At 56.5% G+C, this 12643-nt stretch carries 10 protein-coding genes; 7 read left to right on the top strand and 3 right to left on the bottom strand.

The window, feature by feature from the left end:
• Positions 1-78: 78 nt before the first annotated feature.
• A complete protein-coding gene (nudE, locus tag AC2T6E_RS20550; protein ID WP_010436390.1) occupies positions 79-639 on the bottom strand; it encodes an ADP compounds hydrolase NudE in 561 nt (186 codons plus the stop codon).
• Between the two features lie 321 nt (positions 640-960).
• Here nudE and AC2T6E_RS20545 point away from each other — a divergent pair, with 321 nt between their 5' ends.
• From AC2T6E_RS20545 to pckA, 5 genes are all read left to right on the top strand, one after another.
• A complete protein-coding gene (locus tag AC2T6E_RS20545; protein WP_089598562.1) occupies positions 961-3099 on the top strand; it encodes an intracellular growth attenuator family protein in 2139 nt (712 codons plus the stop codon).
• A gap of 64 nt (positions 3100-3163) precedes the next feature.
• Positions 3164-3847 carry a GMP/IMP nucleotidase gene (gene yrfG / locus AC2T6E_RS20540; RefSeq protein ID WP_211447763.1) on the top strand — a complete coding sequence of 228 codons (684 nt, stop codon included), beginning with the start codon at positions 3164-3166 and terminating at the stop codon, positions 3845-3847.
• On the top strand, positions 3844-4245 hold the full coding sequence (gene hslR, locus AC2T6E_RS20535) for a ribosome-associated heat shock protein Hsp15 (RefSeq protein ID WP_042718914.1): 402 nt from the start codon (positions 3844-3846) through the stop codon (positions 4243-4245). Before yrfG ends, hslR begins: the two co-directional genes overlap by 4 nt.
• A gap of 24 nt (positions 4246-4269) precedes the next feature.
• Positions 4270-5148, top strand: coding sequence for an Hsp33 family molecular chaperone HslO (gene hslO, locus AC2T6E_RS20530; RefSeq protein ID WP_010436401.1), 879 nt, complete (start codon positions 4270-4272; stop codon positions 5146-5148).
• Between the two features lie 358 nt (positions 5149-5506).
• Complete coding sequence (gene pckA, locus AC2T6E_RS20525; protein ID WP_447853693.1) at positions 5507-7126, top strand: phosphoenolpyruvate carboxykinase (ATP); 1620 nt, start codon at positions 5507-5509, stop codon at positions 7124-7126.
• A gap of 65 nt (positions 7127-7191) precedes the next feature.
• Here pckA and envZ read toward each other — a convergent pair whose 3' ends face one another.
• Both envZ and ompR read right to left on the bottom strand, forming a co-directional pair.
• Entirely contained in the window at positions 7192-8538 is a 1347-nt protein-coding gene (gene envZ, locus AC2T6E_RS20520; RefSeq protein ID WP_023309494.1) for a two-component system sensor histidine kinase EnvZ, read from the bottom strand.
• Complete coding sequence (gene ompR / locus AC2T6E_RS20515; RefSeq protein WP_001157751.1) at positions 8535-9254, bottom strand: osmolarity response regulator transcription factor OmpR; 720 nt, start codon at positions 9252-9254, stop codon at positions 8535-8537. The genes envZ and ompR overlap by 4 nt, the downstream gene beginning before the upstream one ends.
• Before the next feature lie 228 nt (positions 9255-9482).
• On the opposite strand from ompR, the gene greB reads away from it, so the two are divergent.
• Positions 9483-9956 (top strand): transcription elongation factor GreB, encoded by a 474-nt coding sequence (gene greB, locus AC2T6E_RS20510; protein WP_010436410.1) that lies wholly within the window; start codon positions 9483-9485, stop codon positions 9954-9956.
• Between the two features lie 88 nt (positions 9957-10044).
• On the top strand, positions 10045-12375 hold the full coding sequence (locus AC2T6E_RS20505) for a Tex family protein (protein ID WP_126816066.1): 2331 nt from the start codon (positions 10045-10047) through the stop codon (positions 12373-12375).
• Positions 12376-12643 lie beyond the last annotated feature (268 nt).

Here is a 12643-nt window from a genome sequence, read left to right as displayed (position 1 = left end):
CATAAAAATGCCCGGTAAAAACCGGGCAAAGAATTCCAGGCCGGGTAAGGCGAAGCCGCCACCCGGCTTTTTTATGACCTACAGCCGCCCCTGCCCTTTCAACCACTCGCGTACCAGGAACAGGGCGCTCACGTTACGCGCTTCGTTAAAGTCCGGATCTTCCAGTAAATCCATCAGATGCGCCAGCGGCCAGCGAACCTGCGGCAGCGGCTCCGGCTCGTCTCCTTCCAGCGATTCTGGATAGAGATCTTCCGCCACCACTATATTCATTTTGCTGGAAAAATAGGACGGTGCCATGCTCAGTTTTTTCAGGAACGACAGCTCATTCGCGCCAAAACCGACCTCTTCTTTCAGTTCACGATTGGCGGCTTCGAAAACGGTCTCACCCGGATCGATCAGGCCCTTGGAGAATCCAAGTTCGTAAGATTCAGTTCCTACCGCGTATTCACGGATCAAGATCAGGTGATCGTCAACGATGGGGACAATCATCACTGCTTCACGCGAAGAGGGGCGCATACGTTCGTAAACGCGACGCACACCGTTGCTGAACTCCAGGTCCACACTTTCCACATTAAACAGGCGCGATTTAGCGACGGTTTCAACGCTCAGAATGGTGGGTTTTTGTAGTGGTTTGCTCATCTTGACGGGTCTTTGCTGTGTGAACTGGCGTTATTGTGCGATATGCCGCACGGTTTGGGCAATGTCAATTGTACTTTATTTACATTTATGCAACGTAACTGGAATCAATCCTTAATTCAAAACAAATGTCAAGAGGTTGAAATGTTTCCAGGAATTTGCTGATATCGCGCCATCACAGGCTTTGCTATTATCATCGGTCACTGGGATGCGCTTCAGAATGCTCAAGTTCGACTCCATACTTGCCGATAGCCAACCACAGACTCTCATTCATGTTAAAGGTGCTACTGACTACACCTGTAAGATAAGTAAGATGGGGAAAGCATGAGCACCATTTTGATTGTTCTCACTGCTATGCTGGCCGCCGCGCTGGTTGCAGGGTGGGCGTACAGGCGTCGCGTACAGCGTCGATATCGACTGCCCTTTTTAAACGCTTTTGCGGGTGCGACGACACGTAAGCTCGCGCCTGAAGAACGCAGCGCCATTGAACACTACCTCGATAACCTGAACCGCGCTCAGCAGTCTCCAGGGCCAACGGGTGCCAGTACTGCGCCGGTCTCCCTCAATCTTAACGCACAAAGCGACACCGTGCTCTGCGTGACGCGCTCGATCACCCGTTACGGCATTACGACTGACGACCCTAACAAATGGCGTTATTACCTGGATTCTGTCGAGGTCCATCTCCCGCCATTCTGGGAACAGTACATTAATGATGAAAACAGCGTAGAGCTGATTCATACCGACTCCCTGCCGCTGGTTATCTCGCTAAACGGCCATCACCTCAATGAGTACGTGCATGAAGCGCCGCGCTTCGCGCTGGAACGGGCAAGTTCAACGCAGGCCAGCATTCGCGGTGAAGAGACAGAGCAGATTGAACTGCTGAACATTCGTCAGGAGACGCATGAAGAGTACGCCTTAAGCCGTCCGGATGGTATTCGTGAAGCGGTGCTGATTGTTGCGGCATTTCTGCTCTTTTTCTTCTGCCTGCTCACGCCAGATGTTTTCGTTCCCTGGCTTGCGGGCGGCGCAGTTCTGCTCCTGGCGGCCGGATTGTGGGGTCTGTTTGCCCCTCCGACGAAAACGTCGCTGCGTGAAATTCACTGCCTGCGTGGAACGCCAAAGCGCTGGGGTCTCTTCGGCGAGAACGATCAGGAGCATCTCAATAATATCTCGCTCGGTATTATCGACCTTATCTATCCGCGCCACTGGCAGCCGTGGATCGCCCAGGATTTAGGGCATAAAACCGATATCGATATCTACCTCGACCGCCACGTGGTGCGTCAGGGGCGTTATCTGTCCCTGCACGATGAAGTGAAAAACTTCCCGCTTCAGCACTGGCTTCGCAGCACGGTCATTGCTGGCGGCGCAGCGCTGGTCTTTTTGATGCTGCTACTTTTCGTGCCGCTGGATATGCCCATTAAGTTCACCCTGTCATGGATTAAAGGGGCGCAGACGGTTGAAGCCACCAGCGTGAAGCAACTGGAAGACGCCGGCATACGCGTGGGTGATACGCTGCGTCTGCAAGGGACCGGAATGTGTAACATCCATGCGCCTGGCGCATGGAACACACGTCAGAATTCGCCGTTTATGCCGTTTGATTGTTCGCAAATTATCTGGAACGATGCGCCTCCGCTGCCGCTGCCTGAATCCGATGTCGTGAATAAAGCCACGGCGCTCACCGAGACGGTCAGCCGCCAGCTGCATCCGAAACCGGATGACGATTCCCGCGTTAGCCCTGCCCTGCGTTCGGCAATTCAGAAATCTGGCATGGTACTGCTGGATGACTTTGGTGAAATCGTTCTGAAAACAGAGGATCTCTGTTCTGCTCAGGACGAGTGCGTGCGGCTTAAAAATGCACTGGTGAATCTCGGGAACAGCAAGGACTGGGATGCACTGGTGAAACGCGCGGAAGCAGGACGCCTGGACGGCGTCAACGTGCTGCTGCGTCCGGTCAGCGCTGAATCTCTGGATAACCTGGTCGCCACCTCCACCGCGCCGTTTGTGATGCGCGAAACCACCCGAGCAGCCCAGGCGTTAAACAGCCCGGCTCCGGGCGGCTTTGTGATTGTCAGCGATGAGGGGAGCGATCTGGTTGATCAGCCTTATCCGCAAGTTGCGTTATATGACTACCCGGCTCAGGAGCAGTGGGGAGAGTTCCAGCGCCTTGCTCAAATGCTGATGCAAACGCCGTTCAGCGCGGAAGGGATCGTCACACGTATCTTCACAGACGCCAATGGCACGCGCCATGTCGACCTGCACCGAATGCCGGATAGCGCAGGATTGTGGCGTTATATCGGCACCTCTCTGCTGATGATGGCGATGCTGGCATGCATTTTCTGGAACGGCTTTATGGCCTTGCGCCGCTATCAGCGTTCGCGCACCCGGCTTGCTGAGATTCAGCAGTATTACGAAAATTGCCTCAATCCTAAACTCATCTCATCCTCTGAGAGCCTGATCGGATAACGTCACTGCGCGGCAAGTTGTGCTACCCTGTCGCGCACGTTTCTTCTGGCTGGAGTTCCCCTAAATGCATCTTGATATTGCCTGGCAGGAGGTCGATACCGTCCTGCTGGATATGGACGGCACGCTGCTCGATCTCGCCTTTGATAACTTTTTCTGGCAACAACTGGTGCCCGAAACATACGGTAAACAGCAGGGTATCTCTCCGGCAGAAGCGCAGGAATTCATTCGTTCGCAATATAGCGCCGTGCAGCATACGCTAAACTGGTACTGTCTGGACTACTGGAGCGAGCGCCTCGGTTTGGATATTTGTGCCATGACCACCGCCCAAGGGCCACGCGCGGTACTGCGCGACGATACGGTGCCGTTCCTGGATGCCCTGCAAGCCAGCGGTAAGCGCCGCATTTTGCTGACTAACGCGCATCCTCATAATCTGGCCGTGAAGCTGGAACATACCGGTCTGGCGTCACACCTTGATTTATTACTTTCCACCCACACATTTGGTTATCCGAAAGAGGATCAGCGGTTGTGGCATGCGGTGGCGGAAAAGACCGGTTTGCAGCCGGAACGTACGCTTTTTATTGACGACAGCGAGCCGATTCTGGATGCCGCCGCGACGTTTGGCATTCGCTATTGTCTGGGCGTGACCAATCCTGATTCCGGACTGGCTGAAAAAAGCTACCTGCGGCATCCGGGGCTGAACGACTATCGCCGGATGATCCCCTCACTCACCGTGAAGGAGACGCCATGAAAGAAAAACCCTCTGATGGGGTAAGACTGGATAAATGGCTATGGGCGGCCCGGTTTTATAAAACGCGCGCCCTTGCCCGCGAAATGGTTGATGGTGGCAAAGTGCATTACAACGGTCAGCGCAGCAAGCCGAGCAAGATGGTTGAGCTGAATGCCACCTTAACGCTGCGCCAGGGTAATGATGAAAAAACGGTAGTGATTAAAGCCATTACCGAACAGCGACGTCCCGCAACCGAAGCCACACAGCTTTATGAAGAGACAGCTGAAAGCATTGAAAAGCGTGAGAAAACCGCGCTGGCGCGCAAAATGAACGCGCTGACGATGCCTCACCCGGACCGGCGACCGGATAAAAAAGAGCGCCGCGATCTGATGAAATTTAAACACGGTGAGACCGAGTAACCCTCACCTGCACGAGAGATGAAAATGGCCCAACACGACCAATTACACCGCTATCTGTTTGAACAATTCGCCGTGCGCGGCGAGCTGGTCACCGTATCCGAAACCTGGAAACAGATTCTGGAAAACCACAACTACCCGCTGCCGGTGAAAACCCTGTTGGGCGAACTGCTGGTTGCCACCAGCCTGCTGACCGCCACGCTAAAATTCGCTGGCGATATCACCGTGCAGCTGCAGGGTGACGGCCCGATGACGCTGGCGGTGATCAACGGCAACAACCAGCAGCAGATGCGCGGCGTTGCGCGCGTTCAGGGCGAAGTCCCTGAAAATGCGGATCTGAAAACGCTGGTCGGCAATGGCTATCTGGTGATCACCATCTCCCCGGAGGAAGGCGAGCGCTATCAGGGCGTGGTCGGGCTGGAAGGCGATACCCTGGCAGCCTGCCTGGAAGACTACTTCATGCGGTCTGAACAGCTGCCAACCCGTCTGTTCATCCGCACCGGTGAAGTTGACGGTCAGCCTGCTGCTGGCGGTATGCTGCTGCAGGTTCTGCCTGCACAGGATGCGCAGACCAATGATTTTGAGCACCTGGCGACGCTGACCGAAACCGTCAAAGCAGAAGAGCTCTTCAACCTGTCGGCGACCGACGTGCTGTGGCGTCTGTACCACGAAGAAGAAGTGACGGTATACGACCCGCAGGCGGTGGAGTTTAAGTGCACCTGCTCCCGCGAGCGCTGCGCGGGCGCCCTGAAAACGCTGCCTGACGAAGAGATCGACAGCATCATGGCGGAAGACGGTGAAATCGACATGCACTGTGACTACTGCGGTACGCACTACGTGTTCAATTCGATGGATATCGCCGAGATCCGCAATAACGCCTCCCCGGCGGATCCGCAGGTTCACTAAACCTCTTTCCCCTCACCCTAACCCTCTCCCCTTTGGGAGTGGGCTGGGGTGAGGAGTAAAAAACTCCCCCCAAGCTGAATCGTTTTCCCTATGTAACTCTTACGTAATTTTCTTACGTGTATACGATTACATTCACATTCCTTCGGTTAAATTCACCAGCCCTTAACCTTTTAGGAACATTTTCCACAACCAAAAAGCGATTCCTGCGATAATCCGCCTGCGCTGTGACTGGAGTCGCAGCGTTTTCCGTTAGTAAGGGTTTTGTCCAGATACGTAAATCTATGAGCCCCGTCGCGGTTAACAACCTCAGAAAAACCCTACAATTTCAGGCAGTACATATTGGCTAAGGAGCAGTGATATGCGTGTTACTGGTTTAACCCCGCAAGATCTCATGGCTTATGGTATTCACGACGTCCAGGAAATCGTCTACAACCCCGATTACGATACGCTGTATCAGGAAGAGCTCAATCCAGCACTGGAAGGATACGAGCGAGGTGTGTTGACAAACCTTGGTGCTATCGCCGTCGATACCGGTATTTTTACCGGTCGTTCGCCGAAAGATAAGTATATCGTCCGAGACGAAACCACCCGCGATACGCTGTGGTGGGCTGATAAGGGCAAAGGGAAGAACGACAACAAACCGCTCTCCCCGGAGACCTGGCAGCATCTGAAAGGGCTCGTCACTCACCAACTCTCCGGCAAGCGCCTGTTCATTATCGACGCTTTCTGCGGCGCTAACGCCGACACCCGACTTTCCGTGCGTTTCATTACCGAAGTGGCCTGGCAGGCGCATTTCGTGAAAAACATGTTTATTCGTCCTACCGACGAAGAGCTGCAGGACTTTACCCCAGATTTCATCGTGATGAACGGTGCGAAATGCACGAATCCACAGTGGAAAGAACAGGGCCTGAACTCCGAAAACTTTGTTGCCTTCAACCTGACCGAGCGTATCCAGCTGATTGGCGGTACCTGGTACGGCGGCGAGATGAAGAAAGGGATGTTCTCGGTCATGAACTACCTGCTGCCGCTGCGCGGTATCGCCTCTATGCACTGCTCGGCGAACGTCGGCGAGAAAGGCGACGTGGCGGTATTCTTCGGCCTGTCCGGCACCGGGAAAACCACCCTGTCCACCGATCCAAAACGTCGCCTGATTGGCGATGACGAACACGGCTGGGACGACGACGGCGTATTCAACTTTGAAGGCGGCTGCTACGCGAAGACCATTCGCCTGTCTGAAGAGGCCGAACCGGATATCTTCCACGCGATCCGCCGCGACGCGCTGCTCGAAAACGTCACCGTGCGTGCCGACGGCTCCATCGACTTCGACGATGCGTCGAAAACCGAAAACACCCGCGTCTCTTACCCGATCTACCACATCGACAATATCGTGAAGCCGGTGTCAAAAGCGGGTCATGCCACGAAGGTGATTTTCCTGACAGCGGATGCGTTCGGCGTGCTGCCACCGGTTTCTCGCCTGACTGCCAGCCAGACGCAGTACCACTTCCTCTCGGGCTTTACCGCCAAGCTGGCGGGTACCGAGCGCGGTGTGACGGAGCCAACCCCAACCTTCTCCGCCTGCTTCGGCGCGGCCTTCCTGTCGCTGCACCCGACGCAGTACGCTGAAGTGCTGGTAAAACGCATGCAGGCATCCGGCGCACAGGCCTACCTGGTGAACACCGGCTGGAACGGTACGGGCAAACGTATCTCCATCAAGGATACCCGCGCGATTATCGACGCGATTCTGGATGGTTCTCTGGACGACGCTGAAACCTTCACGCTGCCGATGTTTGACCTGGCGATCCCAACGTCGCTGCCGGGTGTGGATACGCATATCCTCGACCCGCGCAATACGTACGGTTCGCCGGAGCAGTGGCGTGAGAAAGCGGAATCGCTGGCGAAGCTGTTTATCGAGAACTTCGAGAAGTACACCGATACCCCGGCGGGTGCTGCGCTGGTGAATGCGGGTCCAAAACTGTAGTCCATGTCGGGTGGCGGCTTCGCCTTACCCGACCTACAAAAAAGGGTGGCGAGTGCCACCCTTTTTTAACTCTCTTTCACCTGCCCCCGCGTCACCGGTACCGGCAGCCAGGCGCGAATGCTCAGCCCACCCCGCTCGCTGGTGCCAATCTCCAGCAATCCGTTATGGTTATCGATAATACGCTGCACAATCGCCAGGCCTAAACCGGTTCCGCTGGTGCTGCGCGCGCTGTCGCCACGCACAAACGGCTGGAACAGATGCTTACGCTGCTCAGGCTTAATGCCAGGGCCATCGTCTTCCACCTGGAACCAGGCGCGGTTGAGTTCAGACCCGCTGCTGACTTTAATCCAGCCATTACCGTAGCGAGCCGCGTTGACCACCATGTTCGCCACTGCACGTTTGATGGAGAGCGGATGCATGCGCACCTGGATCTCCCCCGCCTGCAGGTCGGTATCAATCTCGCGCTCGTAGCCGCTTTCCGCCGCCACCACCTCGCCCAGCACCGCGTTCAGGTCAGCCATTTCCATCGGCATCTCCTGCCCGGTGCGCAGGTAATCGATGAACTGCTCAATGATGGCGTTACACTCTTCGATGTCCTTATTGATGGACTCGGCAAGGTAACCGTCCTCTTCTCCCATCATCTCCGTCGCCAGGCGAATACGCGTCAGCGGCGTGCGCAGGTCATGGCTGACCCCCGCCATCAGCAGCGTACGGTCATCCGCCAGCTGCTTCACGCCTGCTGCCATATGGTTAAACGCACGCGTCACCGAACGCACTTCTGAGGCGCCATACTCGCGCAGCGGTGGAGGAATTATCCCTTTACCGACCTGCAGCGCCGCGTGCTCCAGGTCGACCAGCGGTCGGTTCTGTATACGGATAAATAGCCACGCGCCGCCTATCGCCAGCAGCATGATGGCCAGGGTGTAGCGGAACAGCGGCGAGAAGTCGCCCTGATGGATTTCGGTCAGCGGGACGCGCACCCAGATGTTGGGTGAGAGCCAGGTTTTCAGCCAGACGACCGGCGAGCTTTTGTTGACCTCAACGCGTACTTCCGTTGGGCCGCCCAGCTGCTGCGCCATCTGCTGGCTGAGGAATTCGTAGTGCTGCGCCCAGCGCAGGCCAGCGTCTTCCGCCGCTTCGTTGGAGTAGAGCGAAATGCCCAGCTCACGGTAGATTTCACGGCGAAACGCCGGGGGAACGACGAGCTGCGTGCCGTCCTCCAGCTGCAGCTTATCGGTCATCAGCATACGGACTTCGTAGGCAAGGACCTTATTAAACTGCTGGAGGCTCGGCAGGATCGCAAAGTTCAGCACCACCAGATAGGTCGTCACCAGGCTGACGAACAGCAGGGTGACGATCAATAACAGGGTGCGGGCAAACGAGCTTCGCGGCGAGAAGCGCATTCGCCTCATGCTTTAGAGCCGTCCGGGACAAACACGTAGCCCAGACCCCACACGGTCTGAATATAACGAGGGTGCGCAGGATCTTCTTCCACCATGCGGCGCAGGCGGGAGATCTGCACGTCGATGGAGCGTTCCATTGCGGAGTATTCGCGACCGCGCGCCAGGTTCATCAGCTTGTCACGGGAGAGCGGCTCGCGCGGGTGGCTGACCAGCGCTTTCAGTACCGCAAACTCGCCGCTGGTGAGCGGCATTGGCTCGTCTTCACGGAACATCTCACGGGTGCCGAGGTTCAGCTTGAACTTACCGAAGGCAATCACCGCTTCTTCCTGGGACGGGGCGCCCGGCAGTTCGTTCGCCTGACGGCGCAGCACGGCGCGAATACGCGCCAGCAGCTCGCGCGGGTTAAACGGTTTTGGAATGTAGTCGTCTGCGCCAATTTCGAGGCCCACGATACGGTCAACCTCTTCGCCCTTCGCCGTCACCATGATGATTGGCATCGGGTTGCTCTGGCTGCGCAGACGGCGGCAGATGGAAAGCCCGTCTTCGCCCGGTAGCATCAGGTCAAGGACCATCAGGTGGAAAGATTCACGGGTCAGCAGACGGTCCATCTGCTCAGCGTTCGCGACGCTACGAACCTGGAAGCCCTGCTCGGTCAGATAACGCTCAAGCAGCGCGCGCAGGCGCATGTCGTCATCCACGACCAGAATTTTGTAGTTTTCTTGCATTGTGTCTACTCCCAAAGGTTCGGATAGTCTTTGTAACAGCGTATTCTAAAAAAGTGCACGTATTCGACCAGCTAATTCTGGTATAAATTCTAGTCGAAATTGTTACAAAGCATATTTAACAGCAGCTTATCTGCTCATTTCATCACATAAATCATTATTAATCCTGTCTGTTACACTGTGTGGTACGTATTGTGCGCAAGACAGTAAACCGGCAGCAAAGGCTTCACCATGAAAACGCCCCTGATCACCCGCGAAGGGTACGAGAAACTCAAAAAAGAGATGGATTACCTGTGGCGCGAAGAGCGTCCCGAGGTGACCAAAAAAGTCACCTGGGCCGCAAGCCTGGGCGATCGCAGCGAAAATGCGGATTACCAGTACAACAAAAAGCGACTGCGTGAGATCGACCGCCGGGTTCGCTACCTGACGAAGTGCCTTGAGAACCTGAAAATTGTCGATTACTCCCCGCAGCAGGAGGGCAAAGTGTTCTTCGGCGCGTGGGTAGAAATTGAAAACGATGACGGCAACACCCTGCGGTTTCGCATTGTTGGCTACGATGAAATTTTTGGTCGTAAGGATTACATCTCCATCGACTCACCCATGGCGCGCGCGCTGCTGAAAAAGGAAGTGGGCGATCTGGCCGTCGTGCAGACCCCTTCCGGTGAAGCCAGCTGGTACGTGAACGAAATCGAGTACGTTAAATAGTCCGAGAGCGCCCTCCCCGGCTGGCATTTTGCCGTGTCAGCCCGTATAACTATCCCCTGATTTTTTCGACTCAACAGATGATAAAGCCATGATGAAAGATTCGCTCTGCCGCATTATTGCGGGTGATATTCAGGCCAGAGCCGAACAGGTAGAAGCTGCCGTTCGCCTGCTTGATGAAGGGAACACCGTGCCGTTTATTGCACGCTATCGTAAGGAAGTCACCGGCGGTCTGGATGACACGCAGCTGCGTAACCTGGAGACCCGTCTGGGTTATTTGCGCGAGCTGGAAGAACGTCGTCAGGCGATCCTCAAATCCATCGGCGAACAGGGCAAACTGACCAGCGAGCTGGAAAGCGCCATTAACGGTACCCTGAGCAAAACCGAACTCGAAGATCTCTATCTGCCGTATAAACCGAAGCGCCGCACGCGCGGGCAGATTGCGATTGAAGCGGGCCTGGAGCCGCTGGCCGACCTGCTGTGGAACGAGCCGTCCCACGATCCTGATACCGAAGCGGCGAAATTTATCGACGCTGACAAAGGCGTAGCGGACACCAAAGCCGCCCTCGACGGCGCGCGCTACATTCTGATGGAGCGTTTCTCTGAAGACGCCGCCCTGCTCGCTAAAGTGCGTGATTACCTGTGGAAAAATGCCCACATCGTCTCTACCGTCGTCACGGGTAAAGAGGAAGAAGGTGCGAAATTCCGCGACTACTTCGATCACCACGAACCGATCTCTACCGCCCCTTCACACCGCGCGCTGGCGATGTTCCGCGGCCGCAACGAAGGCGTGCTCCAGCTCTCCCTGAACGCCGACCCGCAGTTTGACGAGCCGCCGAAAGAGAGCCACTGCGAGCAGATCATTATCGATCACCTCGGCCTGCGCCTGAACAACGCCCCGGCGGACAGCTGGCGTAAAGGCGTGGTGAGCTGGACCTGGCGTATTAAGGTGCTGATGCACCTCGAAACCGAGCTGATGGGCACCGTGCGCGAGCGCGCCGAAGACGAAGCCATTAACGTTTTCGCCCGCAACCTGCACGACCTGCTGATGGCCGCCCCTGCTGGCCTGCGCGCGACCATGGGTCTCGATCCGGGCCTGCGTACCGGCGTGAAGGTTGCCGTCGTTGACGGCACCGGCAAGCTTGTCGCCACCGACACTATTTACCCGCACACCGGTCAGGCAGCGAAAGCGGCCGTCGTGGTGGCGGCGCTGTGCGAGAAGTACAACGTGGAACTGGTCGCCATCGGCAACGGTACGGCCTCACGCGAAACCGAGCGTTTCTACCTCGACGTGCAGAAACAGTTCCCGAAAGTGACGGCGCAGAAAGTGATCGTCAGCGAAGCGGGCGCATCCGTCTATTCCGCGTCTGAACTGGCAGCGCTGGAGTTCCCGGACCTGGACGTTTCCCTGCGCGGCGCGGTCTCTATCGCACGCCGTTTACAGGATCCGCTGGCCGAACTCGTTAAGATCGACCCGAAATCCATCGGCGTGGGCCAGTATCAGCACGACGTGAGCCAGACGCAGCTGGCGCGCAAGCTGGATGCAGTGGTGGAAGACTGCGTAAACGCCGTCGGCGTTGACCTGAACACCGCCTCCGTTCCCCTGCTGACCCGCGTGGCGGGCTTAACCCGCATGATGGCGCAGAACATCGTCGCCTGGCGTGATGAGAACGGCCAGTTCCAGAACCGTCAGCAGTTGCTGAAGGTGAGCCGTCTGGGGCCGAAAGCCTTTGAGCAGTGCGCGGGCTTCCTGCGTATCAACCACGGCGATAACCCGCTCGATGCCTCTACCGTTCACCCGGAAGCCTACCCTGTGGTGGAGCGCATTCTGGCCGCGACCCAGCAGGCGCTGAAAGACCTGATGGGCGACAGCAGCGCGCTGCGTAACCTGAAAGCATCGGATTTCACCGACGAGCAGTTTGGCGTGCCGACGGTTAGCGACATCATCAAAGAGCTGGAAAAACCGGGCCGCGATCCGCGTCCTGAGTTTAAAACCGCGACTTTTGCCGACGGCGTGGAGACCATGAACGACCTGCTGCCGGGCATGGTGCTGGAAGGTGCGGTCACCAACGTCACCAACTTTGGCGCGTTTGTGGATATCGGCGTGCATCAGGACGGTCTGGTCCATATCTCTTCCCTCGCCGACAAGTTCGTTGAAGACCCGCATACCGTGGTCAAAGCGGGCGACATCGTGAAGGTGAAAGTGCTGGAAGTAGATCTGCAGCGCAAGCGTATCGCCCTGACCATGCGTCTGGACGAGCAGCCGGGCGAAACCAACGCGCGCCGCGGCGGCAACGGCGGCGGTCGCGAACAGCAGCGTCCGGCAGCGAAGGCCGCGAAACCGCGCGGGCGTGACGCGCAGCCTGCGGGCAACAGCGCGATGATGGATGCGCTAGCGGCGGCAATGGGTAAGAAACGCTAAGGTTGTCAATGCCCGGTGGCGCTACGCTTACCGGGCCTACGATTTTGTAGGCCGGGCAAACGCAGTGCCGCCCGGCAAGCAGACCGCAGGGAATTAAAATAAATATGGTGACCCCATATTTAAACCACTATTTATCACTCCATTAACAAATAAGCTTTTTATTCCTTCCCGGGTAATTCTGCAAATATTGAGCAAGGTCAATCAGACCGCAAATTAATACGATTAACAACATTCCGTCACAGTTTTAATATTGCTGATAAAAACTATT

It is taken from the genome of Enterobacter sp. B79-1, from assembly GCF_057444735.1.
Note: the sequence above shows the minus strand (reverse complement) of the source record. Positions and strands in the feature narration are given on the sequence as shown.

What these genes read in the sequence shown, in the direction of transcription:
- yrfG (WP_211447763.1), top strand. Translation starts at nt 3,164, where the DNA reads ATGCATCTTGATATTGCCTGGCAGGAGGTCGATACCGTCCTGCTGGAT.
- AC2T6E_RS20505 (WP_126816066.1), top strand. Translation starts at nt 10,045, where the DNA reads ATGATGAAAGATTCGCTCTGCCGCATTATTGCGGGTGATATTCAGGCC.
- pckA (WP_447853693.1), top strand. Translation starts at nt 5,507, where the DNA reads ATGCGTGTTACTGGTTTAACCCCGCAAGATCTCATGGCTTATGGTATT.
- greB (WP_010436410.1), top strand. Translation starts at nt 9,483, where the DNA reads ATGAAAACGCCCCTGATCACCCGCGAAGGGTACGAGAAACTCAAAAAA.
- ompR (WP_001157751.1), bottom strand. Translation starts at nt 9,254, where the DNA reads ATGCAAGAAAACTACAAAATTCTGGTCGTGGATGACGACATGCGCCTG.
- hslO (WP_010436401.1), top strand. Translation starts at nt 4,270, where the DNA reads ATGGCCCAACACGACCAATTACACCGCTATCTGTTTGAACAATTCGCC.
- AC2T6E_RS20545 (WP_089598562.1), top strand. Translation starts at nt 961, where the DNA reads ATGAGCACCATTTTGATTGTTCTCACTGCTATGCTGGCCGCCGCGCTG.
- nudE (WP_010436390.1), bottom strand. Translation starts at nt 639, where the DNA reads ATGAGCAAACCACTACAAAAACCCACCATTCTGAGCGTTGAAACCGTC.
- hslR (WP_042718914.1), top strand. Translation starts at nt 3,844, where the DNA reads ATGAAAGAAAAACCCTCTGATGGGGTAAGACTGGATAAATGGCTATGG.
- envZ (WP_023309494.1), bottom strand. Translation starts at nt 8,538, where the DNA reads ATGAGGCGAATGCGCTTCTCGCCGCGAAGCTCGTTTGCCCGCACCCTG.